This is a genomic window from Nitratireductor pacificus pht-3B (assembly GCF_000300335.1).
Lineage (GTDB): Bacteria > Pseudomonadota > Alphaproteobacteria > Rhizobiales > Rhizobiaceae > Nitratireductor > Nitratireductor pacificus.
On record NZ_AMRM01000005.1, the window covers coordinates 1 to 19,235 of the forward strand.

General features: G+C 65.1%; 17 protein-coding genes. 10 read left to right on the forward strand and 7 right to left on the reverse strand.

The features are described 5' to 3' along the window. Nucleotides 1–174: 174 nt before the first annotated feature. Nucleotides 175–4,035, reverse strand: a complete 3,861-nt coding sequence (locus tag NA2_RS05375) for a TonB-dependent receptor (RefSeq protein ID WP_040676909.1) — start codon at nucleotides 4,033–4,035, stop codon at nucleotides 175–177. 782 nt (nucleotides 4,036–4,817) lie between these two features. On the opposite strand from NA2_RS05375, the gene NA2_RS05380 reads away from it, so the two are divergent. After that, nucleotides 4,818–6,767, forward strand: coding sequence for an acetyl/propionyl/methylcrotonyl-CoA carboxylase subunit alpha (locus NA2_RS05380; RefSeq protein ID WP_008595053.1), 1,950 nt, complete (start codon nucleotides 4,818–4,820; stop codon nucleotides 6,765–6,767). A 163-nt stretch (nucleotides 6,768–6,930) separates the two neighbouring features. On the opposite strand, the gene NA2_RS05385 is transcribed toward NA2_RS05380, so the two are convergent. The 4 genes from NA2_RS05385 to NA2_RS05400 all read right to left on the reverse strand — a co-directional run bounded on the left by NA2_RS05385 (nucleotide 6,931) and on the right by NA2_RS05400 (nucleotide 10,343). Continuing rightward, the gene (locus NA2_RS05385) at nucleotides 6,931–7,197 is read right to left on the reverse strand and encodes an SEL1-like repeat protein (RefSeq protein ID WP_008595054.1); all 267 of its coding nucleotides are present in this window, start codon (nucleotides 7,195–7,197) and stop codon (nucleotides 6,931–6,933) included. A gap of 284 nt (nucleotides 7,198–7,481) precedes the next feature. Next, nucleotides 7,482–8,318, reverse strand: coding sequence for an ABC transporter ATP-binding protein (locus NA2_RS05390; RefSeq protein ID WP_008595056.1), 837 nt, complete (start codon nucleotides 8,316–8,318; stop codon nucleotides 7,482–7,484). Further along, nucleotides 8,311–9,354: a FecCD family ABC transporter permease gene (locus tag NA2_RS05395; RefSeq protein WP_008595058.1), complete on the reverse strand. Its 1,044-nt coding sequence runs from the start codon at nucleotides 9,352–9,354 to the stop codon at nucleotides 8,311–8,313. The genes NA2_RS05390 and NA2_RS05395 overlap by 8 nt, the downstream gene beginning before the upstream one ends. After that, nucleotides 9,351–10,343 carry a FecCD family ABC transporter permease gene (locus NA2_RS05400; protein ID WP_008595060.1) on the reverse strand — a complete coding sequence of 331 codons (993 nt, stop codon included), beginning with the start codon at nucleotides 10,341–10,343 and terminating at the stop codon, nucleotides 9,351–9,353. The genes NA2_RS05395 and NA2_RS05400 overlap by 4 nt, the downstream gene beginning before the upstream one ends. Before the next feature lie 137 nt (nucleotides 10,344–10,480). On the opposite strand from NA2_RS05400, the gene NA2_RS05405 reads away from it, so the two are divergent. Further along, on the forward strand, nucleotides 10,481–11,380 hold the full coding sequence (locus NA2_RS05405) for an ABC transporter substrate-binding protein (protein ID WP_008595062.1): 900 nt from the start codon (nucleotides 10,481–10,483) through the stop codon (nucleotides 11,378–11,380). Nucleotides 11,381–11,510: 130 nt separating this feature from the next. Continuing rightward, nucleotides 11,511–11,855, forward strand: a complete 345-nt coding sequence (locus NA2_RS05410; RefSeq protein WP_040676911.1) for a DUF2147 domain-containing protein — start codon at nucleotides 11,511–11,513, stop codon at nucleotides 11,853–11,855. A 201-nt stretch (nucleotides 11,856–12,056) separates the two neighbouring features. On the opposite strand, the gene NA2_RS05415 is transcribed toward NA2_RS05410, so the two are convergent. After that, entirely contained in the window at nucleotides 12,057–12,965 is a 909-nt protein-coding gene (locus NA2_RS05415) for a LysR family transcriptional regulator (protein WP_008595066.1), read from the reverse strand. A gap of 105 nt (nucleotides 12,966–13,070) precedes the next feature. Between NA2_RS05415 and NA2_RS05420 the strand changes: the two genes are divergently transcribed. Both NA2_RS05420 and NA2_RS05425 read left to right on the forward strand, forming a co-directional pair. After that, the gene (locus NA2_RS05420) at nucleotides 13,071–13,415 is read left to right on the forward strand and encodes a DMT family transporter (protein ID WP_008595068.1); all 345 of its coding nucleotides are present in this window, start codon (nucleotides 13,071–13,073) and stop codon (nucleotides 13,413–13,415) included. Beyond that, nucleotides 13,412–13,729 carry an SMR family transporter gene (locus NA2_RS05425; protein WP_040676860.1) on the forward strand — a complete coding sequence of 106 codons (318 nt, stop codon included), beginning with the start codon at nucleotides 13,412–13,414 and terminating at the stop codon, nucleotides 13,727–13,729. The genes NA2_RS05420 and NA2_RS05425 overlap by 4 nt, the downstream gene beginning before the upstream one ends. 110 nt (nucleotides 13,730–13,839) lie before the next feature. Here NA2_RS05425 and NA2_RS05430 read toward each other — a convergent pair whose 3' ends face one another. After that, a complete protein-coding gene (locus tag NA2_RS05430; RefSeq protein WP_008595072.1) occupies nucleotides 13,840–14,541 on the reverse strand; it encodes a glutathione S-transferase N-terminal domain-containing protein in 702 nt (233 codons plus the stop codon). 217 nt (nucleotides 14,542–14,758) lie between these two features. Between NA2_RS05430 and NA2_RS22130 the strand changes: the two genes are divergently transcribed. The 5 genes from NA2_RS22130 to NA2_RS05450 all read left to right on the forward strand — a co-directional run bounded on the left by NA2_RS22130 (nucleotide 14,759) and on the right by NA2_RS05450 (nucleotide 19,232). Beyond that, entirely contained in the window at nucleotides 14,759–14,929 is a 171-nt protein-coding gene (locus NA2_RS22130) for a hypothetical protein (RefSeq protein ID WP_008595074.1), read from the forward strand. Nucleotides 14,930–14,954: 25 nt separating this feature from the next. Then, nucleotides 14,955–15,131, forward strand: coding sequence for a hypothetical protein (locus NA2_RS05435; RefSeq protein ID WP_157188140.1), 177 nt, complete (start codon nucleotides 14,955–14,957; stop codon nucleotides 15,129–15,131). A gap of 75 nt (nucleotides 15,132–15,206) precedes the next feature. Next, nucleotides 15,207–16,706: an AMP nucleosidase gene (locus tag NA2_RS05440; RefSeq protein WP_040676866.1), complete on the forward strand. Its 1,500-nt coding sequence runs from the start codon at nucleotides 15,207–15,209 to the stop codon at nucleotides 16,704–16,706. Between the two features lie 382 nt (nucleotides 16,707–17,088). Beyond that, on the forward strand, nucleotides 17,089–17,982 hold the full coding sequence (locus tag NA2_RS05445; protein WP_008595077.1) for a LysR substrate-binding domain-containing protein: 894 nt from the start codon (nucleotides 17,089–17,091) through the stop codon (nucleotides 17,980–17,982). Between the two features lie 230 nt (nucleotides 17,983–18,212). Next, a complete protein-coding gene (locus NA2_RS05450) occupies nucleotides 18,213–19,232 on the forward strand; it encodes an endonuclease/exonuclease/phosphatase family protein (protein WP_008595079.1) in 1,020 nt (339 codons plus the stop codon). Nucleotides 19,233–19,235: the final 3 nt, after the last annotated feature.

Here is a 19,235-nt window from a genome sequence, read left to right on the forward strand (position 1 = left end):
GACGCTTTCGCCGCCCGTCTTCCCGGTCTCCCCAAAGGGAGCGTTCTTTGACATCACCCGGCGGACCGCCGCGCGGGAATGGAGAAGCTTGGCATGCCGATGCTCCGGGCGATGAAGCCCGGAGCATGGCTGGAAATGACCGATACTCATTTGCCCGGAAGGCGTGCTCCGCCGTCAGAACTTCCCGACGATGTTGAGGAACGGTCCCCTGTCGTCGAGCGTCAGATCGCGCAGATCATCGGAGAAGCGTCCGAAATTGTAACCCGCGCCGACCTTGAAGTTGTTTCCGACATGCCGGTAGACCGCAGCCAGGGCGCCATAGTCCGTCGACTTGATGTCCGGCAGGAAGAAGGCCCTGCCCTCGAGCAGCGCGTCCCAGTTCTTCACGATATGCAGGTCGGTCCGCACGATGCCGAGATGGGCGGTCGATTCCTCCCAGGCGCCGAAGGCCCCGCCGCTGTTGCGCAGGCGAATCTCGCCCATGCGCATGGCGTATTTGCCGCCGATCGTCAGCCACGGCAACAGATCGTAATTCACGTCCGCCGAAACGATGTGGCTGCGCTGTTCCGGTCCGTTGGTCGACCGCGACAGCCCGCTGATCTGGTCTCTGGCCGGCAGGTTGTGCAGATAGGTGTAGCGGAACAGGGCGTTGACCAGGTCGTTGTCGATGGGCCGGTAAGCATAGCCGACGGACCCTTCGATATAGTCGCCATGGTAGTATCCGCCGGCATCCGTATCCGTGATGACGGCATCGACATTGGCGAGCACCCGGCCGCTTTCATCGTGCTGCCAGGTGCCGCCGGCGCTGACCAGATAGACGTTGCGGTTGCGGCTGGCGTCGTCGGAACGCTCGAAACGCGCCTCGCCGCGCAGACGCGAACTCAGGCCGAGTTCCTCCTCCCGGTATCCCAGGCTGAGCGAACCCGCGTAGCGCTCGAAATCGGCATACTCCCGACCGGTCGTCGCGTTGATGCGCCTGTCCTCGACATCGCCGGCTTCGAAACCGGCGTCGATGGTCCAGACCGGGTCCGGCGTATAGACGACGCCATAGGTCTGGGCGAGCGTCGTGCGACGCCCGAACAGATCGTAATTCGCCTCCGAATAGGCCGAGGTGACGTCGTTGAGGCGCTTCTTCACGCCCGCGACGATCGCGCCACGGTCATGGCCGACGAGATCGTAACCGTAATTGTCGTCGTTGGAGCGGTCCGGGTCGAGCCGGTAGCCGAGATAGTAGTGGTCGTCGACGGTCGGATCGTAGGTCAGGGCGGCCAGGCCGCCAAAGCCGCTCGGCCCCCAGGACACTTCGGCCTCGGCGCCGATCCTTTCCGTAAGCATCATTTCGGCGCCGACACCGTAGCGGTCGTTCTTCTTGACGTCGCCCTTCCGATCGAAGGTCGCCTGCATGAAGCCGTAGTACAGCGTGTCGGCGCTCTCGCGGTAGTCGATCCGGACACCCGCATCCATCCGCGAGCCGTCCTGTCCGGACTTCCCGGCAAGAATAGAGCTCGGCGAACAGAGCTTGGAGTAAGAGATGCCGAATGCGGCCTTCCAATAGGCGTCGAAGACCCAGCTGAAGGACGTCTCGACCTCCTTGCGACGACGGCCCTCGTCATTGCGATAATCGTCATAGTTCAGGTTGAAATCGATGTTCTGAGTCAGCGGAAGTTCCGCATGGGCGCCCCAGACCCGCTCATCGACCGTGATCTGCTCGGTGACGCTGGAGAACCCGGCTTCCTTGCTCTCGTAATACCCGCCGATCTTGCCCGGCAGGGCCGCATTGATATCCTTCATGTCCATCTGTCCGCGGACGATCCAGGCGGCAGCCTTCCGGCCGGCGAGGCCGGCGCTCGGGGTATCGGAGATCGTCAGGCCGCCATCGGTCGAACGCGAAATGCCGAAGCCCGGACCTTGCGAATAGGCTATCTCGCCGTCGAGATAGGTCGTTTCGGAGCGTCGAATGCGCACGTCCGCGCCATAGGCCTTGTGATCGGCAACCCCGGTCCTGTCGATCATGCCGGTCACGCCGAACCGCAGGCTGTTCCGCAGCCAGCGTTCGGCGCGCCCGCCGAACACATAGTCGTCGGTTTCCCCGGCGCGCGCCCGGTATTCATACTGGGCGACGATATAGGCCGCATCACCGCCCAACGCGCCGTCGCGCACCGGTCCGCGGGCGGCGCTGGCCTGGGAGAGCGGTCTGCTGAGGATCACCACGCCCTGCAGGTAGTCGATGGAATAGTCCTCGCCATAGGCCAGGGCACGACGATCGATGACGCGTCCCGTAATCTTGTCGCGATACTCCAGGTGCAGGGTCTCCGATCCCTCAATGACCCTCTGTCTCTTCAGGAAATAGGCCGAACCGCCGGTGCCCAGGAACTCGTCGCGCTGCGGCAGGGTTTCCGGCTGGGCGGCGAAGGCCGTCGCCTGGAACCTGGGTTCCCCGAACGCGGTGTTGCCGGACGACCGCAGCACGGTGCTGCCGCCGTACAGTCCACGGTCCACCTGCAGATAGCGGGTTCCCGAGATCCTGGTCTTGTAATTGCCCCACATGACGTGGCTGTCGCCACGCTCGAGCCTGACGTAGAACTTGCCGTTGGTCGGAGCGTCGTCGACCGATTTGGAATCGTCGCCATAGACCGGATAGTACTTGTCCGGATCGATGCGCCGCAGCAATTCTCTCGGATCGCGCGCATCCAGGTCCCTGAACAGCCGCTTGATCTCGTTCTCACCGGTATCCGCGGCGGCGGTCAGCAGGAATTTCCCCTTGATCTTGCCGCGCAGATAGAAGGCCAGGCGGCCGCTCTGCCAGACCTTGTCGTACTCGCCGGAGCGGACATCCTCGATGCCGATGTCGCCCGTGCGCTTGCCAACCGTGAAATCGGCGAGTGCCACATAGAACCAGTCGTTGGTCGGAATGTTGACGTCGCGGCTGAAGTAGAGGCCGCCGCCCTTCGACGCGCCATCCACCGCGATCTCGACGACATGCTGGCCGGGCGGCAGGATGCGCTGGGTGACAAAGGCGCCGTTCGCATCGAGCGGAACCATCTCGTCGAAGGCGACGATGCCATATCCCTCCGGCACGTTGCGACCGTAGATGGTGACCGCACCGCCATATACCGGGATGTTGCGGAAGGCAGTCCTGTCTTCCGCCCGTCCCGGCGCGATCGCGTCGCCCCGATAGGGATCGACCTCGTTGTAGCCGGCGGAAAGGGGCAGAGGAACCGTCTCGTCGAAACGACCCCGGTCATCGTAAACGCGCAGAACGTAGCTGTAGTCGCCGCCCGGATCGGCGGGCATCACCCATCCCGCTTCCGAGTTGACCCGGACGGGCAGCACGATGATGGGGCTGCTGGAGTGCTTGCGACGATTGTCGTAGACGCGGATTTCCGCGCGCTTCACGAAAGCCGGATAGTTGGATGTCGCGTAGAACTGCACGGGTTCGCCGGGGCGATAGGCGTTGCGCATCGACACGGTGGAAACGTTCAGCAGCGGCTCCTGATCGAGGCCGTCGAACTTCACCTGGATGTCCACCGCATTGAGATCGACATCCGTCTTGCGCTGCTTGTCGACCGGCCGTCCGTCTGCATCGACGCCAAAGGCGCCCTCGTTGTGGATGACGCCATTCTCATCGACCACCTGGCCATCCACCGAGATGCTGAAGGGAATCGACGCCCTGTCGCCCGAAGGCGCCCATTCCGTGTTCTCGCCGATGCGCAACCGGCCGGTTTCGCTGTTGTCGAGCGCCTTGCCCCGCAGATTGCTCGCGCAGGCGACGCCCTGGCAGAGATGTCCCAGATCGACAAGCGACGGAACCTCCTCTCCCTTGTAGACCGGCAGTTCCCCAGCACCATCGTATACGGGCTGCCCGTCGAAAATCGCGGCTCTCGCCGAGCCGGGCTCCGGTTCATGGATCGGTGGTTCCGGTATTGGTTCGTAACCATCGCGGAGATCAGCAGCAACGCCCGGATCAGCGCACATCGCCATGGCGAAGGACATGGCGCTGGTTGCAAGAAGAATGCGAGTTCGTGAACGTTTCATTGTGACGTTTCCAATATCTTTTCTGCTGACGGTGTTGACGGCCAGCTCCATCTCGACGCATCCACGTTTCACGATCTTCGCCACAACGTTCTGGTGCGTTGTGCTGACGGACGCCGCGCGCCGGGCGGCCAGTTCAAAGGCGGCGGGTCGAATAGGTTTGACTGGGGGCGTTCCCTGCTCGGGGCTGCGCGCGCCGGGCTGCGGTGCCTGGCCGACAGGGGATACAGGCGCGGGAAAGCCGCACCTGCGCTCCTAGGCAAAAGCTGCCGGTCCCTCCTCGGAAACTCCGAAGCTGCGTTCTCGTCCCCGCAATGGAAAAGGAATGCGGTCGGCAGTGCGTTTCGATCATGATCAGCCCGTTCAATGCTTGCGAGGCGTCGCATTGGTCGACCGCCGCAATTTCTGTACGCGCTAGACACGGGACAAACCGGCACCGACCGGCCGGCCAGAGCACTGCTGAAAGGGATAAGCGGAAAGGGACCTGCTGAGCAGTTTCTATAGGCATCGTTACGGTAAACGGAGCGCATGCCTGATCTTAAGGCACTGTTTTTATTCTATTATCTTCCATGAATACTGCGGAAACCCGCTTATTCGCGCATCATCTCGATACGCATCGGGCCGCAGGCGGCTCGGCGTTCGGTGCATTTCACGGCGCGCCGAGGCCGACCGAAGCAAGGGAAATGGCGGTGCTGGCTGCGGGATTTCACTGACTTCGCATCCCGAAACCGTCTATAAAGCCACCAGGACCGACAGCCGCTTCCATCGCAGGGGGAAAATCGCCGATGTTCGAGAAAATCCTGGTCGCCAATCGCGGCGAGATCGCCGTTCGCGTGATGCAGACCGCGAAGCGATTGGGCATCGCCACGGTGGCGGTCTATTCGGATGCCGACCGTGCGGCGCTGCATGTGAGAACCGCCGACGAAGCGGTGCATATCGGAGCGGCGCCCGTCGGCGAGAGCTATCTCGACGGCGACCGGATCATTCGGGCAGCGCTCGACACCGGTGCGCAGGCGATACACCCGGGCTACGGCTTCCTTTCGGAGAACCCCGACTTCGTCGAGAAGGTGGAAGCGGCAGGCCTGATCTTCATCGGCCCCTCCTCCAAGGCCATCCGCGCCATGGGACTGAAGGACGCCGCCAAGCGGCTGATGGAGCGGGCCGGCGTGCCGGTCGTTCCGGGCTATCACGGCGACACGCAGGCGCTGGTCGCGCTGGCCGCCAAGGCCAACGAGATCGGCTATCCGGTGCTGATCAAGGCGCGCGCCGGCGGCGGCGGCAAGGGCATGCGGCTGGTCAGCGATCCGAATGCCTTTCCCGAGGCGCTGGCGGCCGCCCAGCGCGAGGCGAAGGCCGCCTTCGGTGACGAGCATGTGCTGGTGGAGAAATACATCCAGACGCCGCGGCACATCGAAGTCCAGGTGTTCGGCGACAATCACGGCAATGCCGTTCACCTCTTCGAACGCGACTGCTCGGCGCAGCGCCGCCACCAGAAGGTCATCGAGGAAGCGCCGGCGCCCGGCATGAACGAGGCGACGCGCCAAGCCATGACGGAAGCCGCTGTAAAGGCCGCAAAGGCGATCTCCTATAGCGGCGCCGGCACGATCGAGTTCATCGTCGATGCCTCGGAGGGCCTGCGCCCCGACCGCTTCTGGTTCATGGAGATGAACACCCGCCTGCAGGTCGAGCATCCGGTGACGGAGATGATCACCGGCATCGATCTGGTGGAATGGCAGCTTCGCGTCGCCGCCGGCGAGCAGTTGCCGCTGGCGCAGGAGGAGATCACGGCGACCGGTCATGCGGTCGAGGCCCGGATCTATGCCGAGGACGCGACCCGCGACTTCCTGCCGGCGACGGGCACGCTGCACCATCTGAAATTTCCCGCCCGCGTCGACGGAGCGGCGCTGCGGGTCGATGCCGGGGTGACGGCGGGCGACACGATCTCTCCCTACTATGACCCGATGATCGCGAAGCTGATCGTCCACGCCGGATCGCGGACAGCGGCGCTCGAGGCCCTGGCGACGGCGCTCGAGGCGACCGAAGTGGCCGGCTCGACGGTCAATCTCGGGTTTCTGGCACGGCTGGCGCGCGACGAGGATTTCGTCGCCGCCAATCTCGAGACGGGGCTGATCGGCCGCAAGCAGGCGGCGCTCACGACGATGGCCCCGCCCCTCGCCCGGCATGTGGCAAGCGCGGTCGCGGCCACCAGCCAGCGTCCGGAAGCCGGCCACGAAGCCGATCCGTTCTCGGGGATTTCGGGATACGGACATTTCGGCGCCATCGCGCATCGGCGCGTGCTGCAACGCGGCGACGAGACGATCAGCGCTTCGGTCACCGCACGGCCGGACGGGGCGCTTTCCATCTCGGTGGGCGACGACGAGCGCACGCGGCCGATCATCGTGCCGCGCGGCGACGCCGGCCGCGTGGCCCGCTGGCCCGGTCATGTGACGGTGTTCGAGCGCGCCGACGGGCTGACTTTCCAGGTTCCCGACCCGCTGCAGATGGCGGGCGACGCGGCGGCGGGCGACCGGCTGAGCGCGCCGATGCCCGGACTGGTCAAGCTGGTGCGGGCCGCCATAAACGAGACGGTCAAGAAGGGTCAGCCGCTGCTGGTTCTCGAGGCGATGAAGATGGAGCACACGATCACGGCGCCGCATGACGGCGTGATCGCCGAGATCGCCACCGAGGGAGCGCAGGTGAACGACGGCGCGACGCTGGTGCGCTTCGAGGAATAATTGCGTTCCCCGGCCGGCTGGACGCCGGCACGGCGATGGAGGCGACAGAGCAGTTCCCCCGTGGGTCCTGCCGGACAGATAGCATTGCGGGCCGTTCAGCGAGAACGCCGCCACGGCACCCGCGAGCGGGGTCTCTGCTCCCCGTTCGCCGCCTCAAATCCGGTCAATGCGTGGTCATCCATTCGCGGGCGCCGCGCAGCGCCTTCGCCAGATCGGTCTTCGACATGGTTCCGGCTACTTCCGAGCGCAGCTCCGCGGCGCGCTCGGAGCCCTTGATGGCGGCGATGTTGAACCATTTGTGAGCCGCCACCAGATCGACATCGCAGTCGCGGCCGGTCGCATACATCATTCCCAGTTGAAACAGCACATCGGCCTGGGTGGACGAACCGGCCGTGCCGAAGCCTGCTTCCTGAACGTCATAACGTGCCATAATCCAAGATCCCTGTTTTCTCTCCCGAGAGCTTTTGTTTCCCGCATCCGGGCTTGCTCTTCGATGGTTGCGAGAATGACGGGACCGCCTGAAATCGCCGTTAAATCTTGTGCTTAACTGGAGGAAAATAAAGTTCAAATTTTCAGTAAATGCCTGATTTCGTTAAGCATCGAAATCCGCGGCGGCGTGGGCTTCGCAGCGTTCAGGTCGGATTTCCCGTTAACTCCGGCAGCAAGATTCCGCTAACCACGCGCGCGGCTAAAGGAGACAGTTTTCTGAAATTTCTAGCCATGCCCCAGGCGGTCGCGGCGCGTCGGAACGGCTGCGAGCGGGATGCAATAGGGTCTTCCCGAGGCCTCCTCCCGGCGCACGATGCACTCGATGCCGAAGACCTCCTCGATCAGCTCCCGGCGGAAGACCTCATCCACCGGCCCGGAACCAGCCACACGGCCGCCGCTGAAGAATATGATCTCGTCGGCGAAGCGGGCGGCCAGATTGAGATCGTGCAGCACGACGACCACAGTCTTGCTTTCCTCGGTGCCGAGGCGCCGCACCAGCGAGAGGACTTCCAGCGCGTGGGCGATGTCGAGATGGTTGGTCGGCTCGTCGAGCAGAATGACGGGAGCCGCCTGCGCCAGGACCATGGCGATCCAGACCCGCTGCAATTGCCCGCCCGACAGGGTGCCGATGGCGCGGTCGGCGAGATGCGCCAGATTTGTGCTTTCCAGCGCGCCCGCCACGGCCTCGCGGTCGGCGCGCGCATCGGCGGAGAAGCCGCGGCGATGGGCGTAGCGGCCGAGAGACACCAGATGCTCGACGGTCATCTCCTCCGGTGCGCTGGGGCTTTGCGTGAGCATGGCGACCTCGCGCGCCAGCGCCCTGGCGGGAAAGGCGGAGATGGGACGGCCCCTGAGCAGGACATCGCCGGCCTCCGCCGGCAGCGTGGCGCGCATGGCGCGCAGCGCCGTCGACTTGCCGCAGCCATTGGGACCGCAAAGCGCGGTCAGGCGACCGGCGGCGATGGACAGGTCGAGGGATTCGAAGACGCGCTTGCCGGCGTAGCCGAGCGCGGCGCGGCGTAACTCGATTTCGGTACGGTCGGGTTTTTCACTGTCAGGCATGAACTCTTCCCGCGCGTAGCAAGATGAACAGAAAATACGGAGCGCCGATCACCGCGGTGACAGCGCCGGCCGGCACTTCGAGAGGGGCGAAAGCCAGGCGCACGACAAGATCGGCCGCCGTCACCATCGCCGCGCCAAGGAGCGCCGCGGCCACCGCCTGTCCGAAGGCGCGACCGCCGACGAGGAGCCGCGCGGCGTGCGGCGCGACCAGTCCGACAAAGCCGATCGCGCCGGCAAACGAGACCGCCGCCGCGGTCAGGCACGTGGCGAGCGCGAACAGCATGAGCTGCGTCGCGCGCACCGGCAGGCCGGTGGCGGCGGCGCTCTGCTCGTCGAGCTCGAGCTGGTCCATGCGCCGGGTGAGCAGGAAGGCCAGCGGGACCAGAAGCGCCAGCGCGCCGGCGAGCGTCGACAGGTCGCTCCAGCGCGCCTGATGCACCGAGCCGGCCAGCCATACCGCGGCCTGGCTGGCGCGGTGCACCGGTCCGTCGATCATGAACAGGGTGACGCCAGCCTTGGCGAGCGCGCCGAGCGCCACGCCGTAGAGGATCACCCGCAAAGGCGGCGCGCCCGTCCTGACCGCCAGAAGGACGACGGTCAGCGCGAACAGGAGCGCGCCGGAGGCCGCGGCAAGGGGCTGCCAGAGGATGCTGACGATGAGCGCATTCGATTCATTGCTGAAGAGCAGCAGGAAGACCATGACGCCCAGGGCCGCACCATCGACGATGCCGAGCACAGAGGGCGCGGCGAGCGCGTTCCGGGTCGCGCGCTGCAGCGCGAATCCCGCCAAAGCCAGGGCCGCTCCGCAGAGCGCCGCCATCAGCATGCGCGGCATACGCAGCGACCAGACAATCACCGTGTCGGTGCGTTGCCCCTCGCCAACCACCGCCAGAAGCACCCGGCCGACCGACATGGCCGAACTGCCGAAGCCGATGCTGGCAATCGCGAGCGCCGCCAGGACCAGCGCCAGAATCGCGAACTTGCCGCCGCGCTCGAGGATGGCGGCAGGCCGGGACGCGCCCGCGACAAGGCTCATGCCGAAACTCCCAGGCGCTTGCGCTGCAGGAGGTAGATCAGGGTCGGAACGCCGATCACCGCCAGCAGGACACCGACCGGCGCCTCGGACGGATAGATCACGAAACGCGCGGCGATATCGGCGCCAAGGGCAAGCGCGCTGCCGGTGAGCACGGAAAGCGGTATCAGGACGAGGTGGTTCTGCTCGCCGCTCAGGCGGGCGAGATGAGGCGCGGCGAGGCCGATGAAGACGACGGGGCCGGCGACGGCGACGCTGACCCCGGCCAGCAGCGCGGCCAGGACCAGAACCAGAAACCGCGTCCGCAGCACAGGAACACCGAGGGACTGTGCGGTGGCGTCGTCGGTCATCAGCGCATCGAGCGCCGGCGAGAACTGCCAGGAAAGCAGCGCGAGCACCAGGCTGGCGGGTGCGGCGAGCGCCAGCAGCCGCAGGTCGCGGTCGGCGAAGCCGCCCGACAGCCAGAACAGAAGCTCCTCCATGGTGCGCTCATCGGCGACGATGACGATCTGGATGCCGGAGGCGAACAGGGCAGCGATTGTGACCCCGGCAAGCAGGAGATGCGCGGGCGAGGACATGCCGCCGGCCGAAAGGGCGAGACCGAAGACCAGCGCGGCGCAGAGCAGCGCTCCGATGCAGGCGACCAGCGCAATCACGCTCAGCGAGTAGACGTCGGTGAAGACGATGAGCAGGACGACAGCGAACCCCGCGCCCGCGTTGATACCCAAAAGGCCGGGTTCGGCCAGCGGATTGCGCGTCGCCGTCTGCAGCAGAAGTCCGCACAGACCGAGGGCGCCGCCGACGACCAGCGCTATCAGGGTGCGCGGCAGTCGCAGGGTGTTGACGATCAATGCCGCCTGATCGTCCCCGCCCTGGGTGAGCGCGCGCCAGACCTCGCCTGTCGGGGTGTAGCGGATTCCCAGATGCAGGCTGGCCGTCGCCAGAAGCGCGATCAGCACGATGAGGCCCAGGCTCAGAGCGTAGCGGGGCATTGTCCTCTCATTTCGATCCCTCGGAGGCCCGGCATTTCAGAAGTTGAATAGCGATGTCAACTTCAAACTTGACAATCCAGTGCAGCTTTTCGATTGAACAGGCCATTCCGGATCCCCCGGCAAGGCAGGAGGCAGACATGCGTATCTTACGACTGGCGATCATGAGCATTCTTCTGTCCGTGGCGCATGGCGCGGCGGCGGCGGACATCGAGCACTCCATGGGCACGACGACGGTGCCCGACGAACCGCGGAAGATCGTCGTCCTGACCAATGAAGGCACCGAGGCGCTCCTGGCGCTGGGCATCAAGCCGGTCGGCGCGGTCAATTCCTGGAACGGCGATCCGTGGTATGACCACATCGCCTCGCAGATGGAGGGCGTCGAACCCGTCGGCAAGGAGAGTGCGGTCAATCTCGAGCTGATCGCGGCGCTGCAGCCCGATCTGATCCTCGGCACAAAGCTGCGCCATGAGGCGGTCTACGAGCAGCTGTCGGCGATCGCGCCGACGGTGATCTCCGAGCGGCTGCGCGGCGACTGGCGCATCAATTTCAAGCTCTGGGCCGAGGCCGTCGGCAAGACGGCTGAGGGCGAGAAGGTTCTGGCCGACTTCGACGCGCGCGCAGGGCAGCTGACGACGAGCCTGGGCGATCAGATCAAGGAGAAGGTTTCGGTCATCCGCTTCATGCCGGGCCATATCCGCATCTATCAGAAGGACAGTTTCTCCGGCTTCATCCTGGACAAGCTGGGCTTTGCCCGGCCGGCGAACCAGGATGTCGACGCGTTCGTGCTGAAGGTCGGCAAGGAGAGCATTCCGGACATGGATGGCGACCGGCTGTTCCATTTCACCTACGAGCCAGGTGACGGCGAGGCGACGAAGCTTTCCGGCGAGGTCCTCTCCGACCCGCTCTGGCAGACGCTGAGCGCGGTCAAGGCGGGCAAGGTCTATGCCGTCGACGACACGATCTGGAACACGGCGGGCGGCGTCCTGGCCGCCAAGCTGATGCTGGACGACATCGCCAGGATCTACGGCGTCGAGTAGCATCTCCGTCCCCGCCCCGGACGGGGACGTCCCATTGTATCGGGGGGGGGGCGAACGGCCGCAGAAAAGTATTGTATTACTTTTACGTTCGCGTAAATTCATGGCCGCAACGTCATTGGGAGGAAGAATGATGCTTGGCAAACTCTTTCTGAGCAGCGCGGCCCTGCTTCTGGCCGGCGGCGTCGCCATGGCCGATCCGATCGAGGGCAACTGGAAGACGGAATCCGGCGCGACCGCGCAGATCGTGCCCTGCGGCGGGTCCTATTGCATCACGCTGAAAACCGGACAGCATGCCGGCAAGAAGATCGGCACGTTCCAGTCGGCCGGCGGCAGCCAGTACAAGGGCAAGATCACCGACCCGGCAAACGACAAGACCTATTCCGGCAAGGGAACGCTTTCCGGCAACAGCCTGAAGATGGGCGGCTGCGTGCTCGGCGGGCTGATCTGCCGCAACCAGACCTGGTCGCGGATCTAGGAAGCGTTTTGCAGTCAGGCGGCATCACCTGACGCCCGCATAGACGCGAAAAGCAACGAGATAGACCATTCAGAGTTTCCATGAGAGCTGAATGCGTCTGGATCACCGTGCGTCGATCAAGACGCGCGGCAGTCCGAACGGCGGGCATGACCTCCAGTCTTTGCGTCTCCACGCGCCCTCCCCTGCGGAGCGCGTGAAGCCTCACTCGGCGATCAGACCGTCGCTGCGCATCTGCGCGAGGACGATGTCATGCGCGTGCCGCGGCAGCAATCCCTCCGCCTGCGCCGCAGCGACCAGCGGCTCCCGGCTGCAGACCAGATAGGGATACCAAGCAGCCCCCAGACCGTGATTGATCTGGCCAAGCTGCGCTTCGTCCTCCTCCGACAGCAGGGATTCCGGCACATAGCCCCAGCCCAGCCCGTCGCAGATCGCGTCCTTGCCGAGTTCGAAACTGCTGAGCGCGATGCGCTCGCTGCCCATGGCGTCGAGGTGGAAGCGCTCCTGCTGGGTGCTGTCGAGATAGGTGATCTGGGGCAGAACGGAGAGATCCGCGTCGGCGACGTAGCTCATGGCATGCAGCGGATGCCCGCGCGCGACCATCATCCGCATGCCGATCCGCGCAATGACGCGGCTGTACAGACCGCCGGCAGGACCGGACCGGCCGGAGGCCATGAAATAGGCGATGTCCAGCTGCCCGTCGCGCACCAGCTCCGGCAGCACATCGCTTTCCGCATAGCGCATGCTCAAGCGCACATCCGGCCGCGTGCGGCGGATGGCCCTGATCACCTGGCGCCAGAAATTCTCCGGCAGGACATCGTCGCGCCCTATCCGCAACTCCCGGCCGGCGGTTTCCCCGCCGCGCGCGCAACGTTCGATGATGCTGTTGGAGAGCGCGATGATGCGAGCGCAATCGTCCAGGATGTGCTCGCCGACCGCCGACAGGGCGAGGCTGTTGCCGCGCCGCACGAAGAGCTCCACGCCGAGCTCATCCTCCAGCGCGGCGATCGCCATGCTCACCGTCGAGCGGTTGCGGCCGAGCCGGAGCGCGGCCTCGGAGATGGAGCCGGCCCGCGCGGCAGCTTCGAAATACTCCAGATAGTCCAGACGCATCGGGGCGGCGCTTTCGTCAAAATTCCTGTCACTCAGCGATTTTTCTTACGCTTCGGATGCAGATATTTCAATCGAGTGACATGAAACTTGATTTAATGAACGAGGATGAAATTGCACTGGCTTTATCTGATCGCTGCGGTCTCCGCAGAAGTTGTCGGGACCACGCTCATGAAGCTCCTGGTCTCCGCCGGCCATCTGGCGCAGGGGACGCTCGCCGCGATCATCATGGTCGGCCTCGCCTATCTCCTGCTCGGTAAGGCGACGCATCGCATACCGGTGGCGCTGGCCAACGCCCTCTGGGAAGGGTTCGGCATGATCCTGATCGCGCTTGTTTCGCTCCATCTGCTCGATGAGAGCATCTCCGCGATGCAGGCCGTCGGCATCGGCACGGCCCTGCTGGGCATCGCCGTGATCAATGTCGGCCATTACCGGCAGGAGCATGTCCGATGACAATATACATGGGATATGTGCTCGGCTCGGTGGCGCTCGACATCATGGCCAACCTGGCGCTGGAGAAGTCGGACGGCTTCGCGCGGAAAGGCTGGGGCGCCGCGGCCGTCCTCCTGATCATGGCAGCCTTCGCGCTGCTGTCGCTCGCCGTCACGGGAATGGACCTGTTCATCGCCTATGCGGTGTGGGGCGTGCTGTCGATCCTCGGAACGGCCATCGCCGTCTGGCTGGTCTTCGGCCACCGCCTAAACCTGACGAGCTGGGCGGGCGTCGGCATACTGATCCTGGCGATCCTGCTGATACGCCTCGGCTGAACGGCAAAGCGGACGCCTGGACTCATTGAGCGTTTATGCGGTCGTCAGGTGTTTTCACCTGACTGCAAAACACTACAAGCGTCCACTTTGCGCATTCCCGGAGAAGAAATTCAGCGGGCGCGCTGACCGAACAGGACCTTCTGCGCGTCCTTGTCCTCGGCTATGTTTCGGCGGTGCTCCTGGCCGACCTCGAGCGCCCGGACGATCGCCGGACGCGCCATCAGCGTTTCGAACCAGCGCTTCAGATGCGGGAAGTCGTTCAGGTCCTGGCCCTGGTTCTGGTGCGGCTTCACCCAGCCGATCGACGCCATGTCGGCGATCGAGTATTCACCAGCCAGGAATTCACGATCGGCCAGCCGCCGGTTCATGACGCCGTAGAGACGGTTGACCTCGTTGGTGTAGCGGTCGATGGCATAGGGGACCTTCTCCGGCGCGTACTGGCGGAAATGATGCGCCTGCCCGGCCATCGGACCCAGCCCGCCCATCTGCCAGAACAGCCACTGGTCCACCTCGACGCGTGCCCGCTCGTCGCTCGGATAGAACTGTCCGGTCTTGCGGCCGAGATACTGCAGGATGGCGCCGGATTCGAAGACCGAGATCGGCTCGCCGCCCGGCCCTTCCGGATCGACGATGGCCGGCATGCGGTTGTTGGGCGCAATCTTCAGGAAAGACGGCTCGAACTGCTCGCCCTTGCCGATATTCACATAGTGCACCTCGTAGGGCAGCCCCGTCTCCTCCAGATAGATGGTGATCTTCCATCCGTTGGGGGTCGGCCAGTAGTGCAGTTCGATCGGCTTGGTCTGGGTGGTCATGCGTCTTGCCTCCAGGTTGCGGGCCATACTGCCCCAAAAACGGCAGCGCAAGGCAGGTAAGCAAAGTTCAATGAATTTGCAACAAGGGCGTCAATAAACCATCCGTTACCGCCACGCGCCGGCCGGTTAACGTTGCTGAACGACGGATGAACGCCCCTCTCAGAGCCGGTTCAGCCGGCGCGCGGCATGATTGCGGCAAGAATGAGAGAAGAACGCCATGCTGACGCGCCGCTTTACCATTGTCTGCCTGATCACCGCCCTGTTCGGAATGGGGCTCGCCATCCTGGTCGCCGAGGCCGGACGGCCGTCGCATGACTGGCGGGACAACCGCCCCTTCGCCTGCACGATGGAAACCGGCGGCAGTTGCCTGCCCGCGAGAGGCCGGTGACATGAGGCGCGGGGCGAAGACAGGCATGTTTCAGGCGCTGATGCAGTTGGCCAAGGGCCTGGCCGTTGCCGCGGTGGTCAGTTCGCCGCTGCTTGCGGTGCAGAATGTCCGCGCCGGCCATGAAAGCATCATCGAAGGCGACTATTCCAGATCAAGCGGCGCCGGGTTCGTCCTGATGGTCAGCCTGAAGCGGGCGCGCTGATGCGGTGTTTTTCGGCAGGGCAGGAGAACGCGCCGGCGGGACTTGAGAAGCCGAAGAATTTCCATATAAAAGGTCATGGAAAAGCGAATCTACCCACAACCCATCCAGACAATATCGAGTCCCGAGCCTTTCGCGCGGAAGAGCTTCATGGACGCCGGCGAAGCCGTGGCCGCGCTGAAGGCGCTGTACGAGCGCAACACCGGCTTCCTGCGGCAGGCCTTTGCCGAGGTCGCTGAGACCGGCGAGAGCGACCGGCGCTACCGGGCCTACTATCCCGAGATCAGCCTGGCGACCGGTTCCTACGCACAGATCGACACGCGGCTGGCCTATGGCCATGTGGCGGCTCCCGGCGTCTACACGACCACCATCACGCGGCCCGACCTGTTCGACGCCTATCTGACCGACCAGCTCGGCCTCGTGCTGCGCAATCACGGCGTGCCGATAACGGTTTCGGAATCGGAAACGCCGATCCCGCTGCATTTCGCGTTCCTGAAGGACACCTATGTCGAGGCTTCGGTGGCGGACCGGCTGAAGCGGCCGCTGCGCGACCTGTTCGACGTGCCCGACCTGAATTCGACCGACGACGACATCGCCAACGGCACCTACGAGGCGCCGCCCGGCGAACCGCTGCCGCTGGCACCCTTCACGGCCCAGCGCATCGACTATTCGCTGCACCGGCTGGCGCACTACACGGCGACGACGCCCGATCACTTCCAGAACTTCGTCCTGTTCACCAACTACCAGTTCTACATCGACGAGTTCTGCGCGCTGGCGCGCGAGATGATGGCCGAGGGCGGACAGGGCTACACGTCGTTCGTCGAGCCGGGCAATGTCGTGACGCTGGCGGGTGAGACCAGCCCGAGCAGCACCGCGCCGGCCCGCCTGCCGCAGATGCCGGCCTATCACCTGACGCGCGACGACCATTGCGGCATCACCATGGTCAATATCGGCGTCGGGCCTTCCAACGCCAAGACCATCACCGACCACATCGCGGTGCTGAGGCCCCACGCCTGGCTGATGCTCGGCCATTGCGCCGGCCTGCGCAACACGCAGGCGCTCGGCGACTATGTGCTGGCGCATGCCTATGTGCGCGAGGACCACGTGCTCGACGACGACCTGCCGGTCTGGGTGCCGCTGCCGGCGCTGGCCGAGGTGCAGGTGGCGCTGCAGGAAGCGGTGGCGGAAATCACCGGCCTGTCCGGCTACGAGCTGAAGCGCATCATGCGCACCGGCACGGTCGCCACCATCGACAACCGCAACTGGGAACTGCGCGAACAGCGCGGGCCGGTGCAGCGCCTGTCGCAATCGCGCGCCATCGCGCTCGACATGGAATCGGCGACCATCGCCGCCAACGGCTTCCGTTTCCGGGTGCCCTACGGCACACTGCTGTGCGTCTCCGACAAGCCGCTGCACGGCGAGCTGAAACTGCCCGGCATGGCGACCGAGTTCTACAAGCGGCAGGTCTCGCAGCACCTGAAGATCGGCATGCGCGCCGTCGAGAAGCTGGCCGCCATGCCGCCGGAGCGTCTGCATTCGCGCAAGCTCAGAAGCTTCTTCGAGACGGCCTTCCAGTAGAGCGTTCTGCAGTCAGGTGGAATCACCTGACGACCGCATAAACACGGCAAGCAATGAGATCGGATCGCGGGCATGAGGCAGGTTTCCGGTGCCGTTTTCACCGGCGCCTGCCCCGCGGCCTTCCACTAGCCAGCCTGTCCCGGACCAGCAGCGACCCCATCAAATGATCGACCGCCCCGGGCGGGCCGGGGATCAGCAACCCCACGAGCCCGCGACCGGGGGCGCAGCCGCCCGCCGGTGAAGACGTCTTCGCGCGATGGTAGGAGACAAAAAGCTTCTTGAAGAATTTTCTACACATTGCCGGAAGATCAGACCAAACTAAGCTTCCGGCAAACGCGAAGATCTCAGTTGGCTTTTGAATTTTCCTCAACCGGAGCGGATCATGCGGCGACTTCCTTCCCTGCGGGGACTGCAGGCATTCGAAGCGGTGGCGCGGGCGGGCAGCCTGGCCAATGCGGCGGAATTGCTGGGGATCACGCCAAGCGCCGTCAGCCACAGGCTGCGCAGCCTCGAGGAAGAACTCGGCAAGCAGTTGCTGCAGCGCAGCGCAAGCGGCCTCAGCCTGACCGAGGCGGGACGACGATACCGCGTCGGCGTCGGGGACGCCTTCGCCAGGCTGGCGGAGGCGACAAGCGCGCTTGTCGGCCCCGACCTGTCGCGGCCGCTGACGGTCAGCCTGTCAACCTCCATCGGCGTGCGATGGCTGATGCCGCGCTTCGACCGCTTCCGCACCTGCCATCCCGACATCGAAATCGCGATCCTCAGCACCAACCGGCTGGCCGACCTCGCCGCCGGCGACGCGCATCTGGCGTTGCGCTATGGCAAGGGCGCCTGGCCGAACCTGTGCGCGGACCTGATCCTCGAATGCACCGTAACCCCGCTCTGCGCGCCCTCGGTCGCGGAGAGACTGGCGGGCAGACCGCCGACAGAAGCACTGGCGGAGGCCACGATGCTCGAATGCACGGATGACGACTGGGGCATCTGGCTCGATGCGGCGGAGGCAACGGGCGTCGAACCGGCGAAACGCCTCAACTTCCCCGACTGCTCCATGGCCGCGGCCGCCGCCGTCCATGGCCAGGGGGTGATGATCGGCTATTCCAGCTTCGCCGACGAGGAGCTTGCCGCTGGCACGCTCGTCCAGCCGTTCGCGCTGACAGTGCCGGCCAAGAGCGCCTATTACCTCGTCTATCAGAAGGAACAGCTCGACGATGCCCGCGTCCGCGCCTTCCGCGACTGGATCCTGTCGGAGAGCGCGTCGGGGGCCCAGAAAGCCTGAACGCCCCTCCCCGACCTTGCTCCCACCACATTTCAGCCGTTAAAGCGTGTCGCAATCTTTCCGATGAGCGTGCCACGCTTCAGGTCCTTGTTTTATCGCATGCCGCCCGAAACCGGTTTCCACTTTCGGGCAACATCCTTTAGGGTCAGGACCTGTCGATCTCCTTGGAGTTCCGCAGGCATGCGGTCGTAAGGCGATGCCAGCGGACCCACGATGGACCGAAGCGAACCATGCCTGATTTCCGCCGCCTGCTCCCTGCCCTTCTCGCCATCCTGGCGACCGCCATCAGCCTCCCGCTGGTGGCAGGCTACTGGGGCAGCCTTCATCCGGCATTCGATTCCATGGCGCATTTCCGTCTTCACCTGGCGGCGCTGCTGGCGCTGTCGGCCGCCCCGCTGCTCTTTGTCCGGGGCTGGCGGCAGATCGGCGCGGCCGGCACGGTTCTGGGCCTGGCGGCGATCAGCGCCACGCTGGCGCCCGGAATGCGCGCCGGTCAGGCAGCAGCCCATGCGGAGACCATGCCGGCGGCGCAGTACAGGCTCCTGCAGATGAACCTGCGCTACGACAACGCGACGCCGAAGAAGGTGTTCTCGCTGATCGGCGAAACGCGCCCGGATGTGGTGACGCTCAACGAAGTGTCGCGCATGTGGGTCGGGCAGCTGAAGTTTCTCGAGGCGACCTACCCCTATCGCATCATCTGTCCGCCGCCAGCTCGGATCGGCGGCGTCGCGATCCTGTCGCGCCGGCCGTTCCTTCATCCCTCGGCAGCGGCGTGCCACGACCGGGGAGCGATGGCGACGGCGACGATCAGCTTCGGCGGCAGCGCCATCGACATCGCCGCCCTGCATCTCGGATGGCCCTGGCCGTTCGAACAGCGCAATCAGCTCGGCAGGGTCGCGCCGACCGTCGCGCAACTGGGCGACACGGCGATCCTGGCGGGCGACCTCAACGCGACGCCGTGGAGCGTGACCGCCCGGCGACTGGCCGCCGCCGGCGAACTGACCACGCTCGGCGGCATCGGCCCGACCTGGTTCCTGCCCTTCTTTCCCGAAAGCATCCGCCGGCTCGTCGGCCTGCCGATCGACAACATTTTTACGAAGGGCCGTATCGTGCCCATCACGGTCAAGCGACCGGGCAGTGCCGGTTCCGACCATCTGCCGGTCCTGTTCGAATTCGGCGTCCTGCCACGCCCGCGCGACCATGGCGAGGACGTCCTGCAGGCCCAGGCCGGAAGCGGCGCACCGGCCTGAGCC

Coding starts and splice junctions, on each gene's coding strand:
- NA2_RS05375 (WP_040676909.1), bottom strand. CDS start 4,035: ATGAAACGTTCACGAACTCGCATTCTTCTTGCAACCAGCGCCATGTCC.
- NA2_RS05395 (WP_008595058.1), bottom strand. CDS start 9,354: ATGAGCCTTGTCGCGGGCGCGTCCCGGCCTGCCGCCATCCTCGAGCGC.
- NA2_RS05405 (WP_008595062.1), top strand. CDS start 10,481: ATGCGTATCTTACGACTGGCGATCATGAGCATTCTTCTGTCCGTGGCG.
- NA2_RS05435 (WP_157188140.1), top strand. CDS start 14,955: ATGTTTCAGGCGCTGATGCAGTTGGCCAAGGGCCTGGCCGTTGCCGCG.
- NA2_RS05445 (WP_008595077.1), top strand. CDS start 17,089: ATGCGGCGACTTCCTTCCCTGCGGGGACTGCAGGCATTCGAAGCGGTG.
- NA2_RS05390 (WP_008595056.1), bottom strand. CDS start 8,318: ATGCCTGACAGTGAAAAACCCGACCGTACCGAAATCGAGTTACGCCGC.
- NA2_RS05380 (WP_008595053.1), top strand. CDS start 4,818: ATGTTCGAGAAAATCCTGGTCGCCAATCGCGGCGAGATCGCCGTTCGC.
- NA2_RS05400 (WP_008595060.1), bottom strand. CDS start 10,343: ATGCCCCGCTACGCTCTGAGCCTGGGCCTCATCGTGCTGATCGCGCTT.
- NA2_RS05450 (WP_008595079.1), top strand. CDS start 18,213: ATGCCTGATTTCCGCCGCCTGCTCCCTGCCCTTCTCGCCATCCTGGCG.
- NA2_RS05430 (WP_008595072.1), bottom strand. CDS start 14,541: ATGACCACCCAGACCAAGCCGATCGAACTGCACTACTGGCCGACCCCC.
- NA2_RS05425 (WP_040676860.1), top strand. CDS start 13,412: ATGACAATATACATGGGATATGTGCTCGGCTCGGTGGCGCTCGACATC.
- NA2_RS05440 (WP_040676866.1), top strand. CDS start 15,207: ATGGAAAAGCGAATCTACCCACAACCCATCCAGACAATATCGAGTCCC.
- NA2_RS05385 (WP_008595054.1), bottom strand. CDS start 7,197: ATGGCACGTTATGACGTTCAGGAAGCAGGCTTCGGCACGGCCGGTTCG.
- NA2_RS22130 (WP_008595074.1), top strand. CDS start 14,759: ATGCTGACGCGCCGCTTTACCATTGTCTGCCTGATCACCGCCCTGTTC.
- NA2_RS05420 (WP_008595068.1), top strand. CDS start 13,071: ATGAAATTGCACTGGCTTTATCTGATCGCTGCGGTCTCCGCAGAAGTT.
- NA2_RS05415 (WP_008595066.1), bottom strand. CDS start 12,965: ATGCGTCTGGACTATCTGGAGTATTTCGAAGCTGCCGCGCGGGCCGGC.
- NA2_RS05410 (WP_040676911.1), top strand. CDS start 11,511: ATGCTTGGCAAACTCTTTCTGAGCAGCGCGGCCCTGCTTCTGGCCGGC.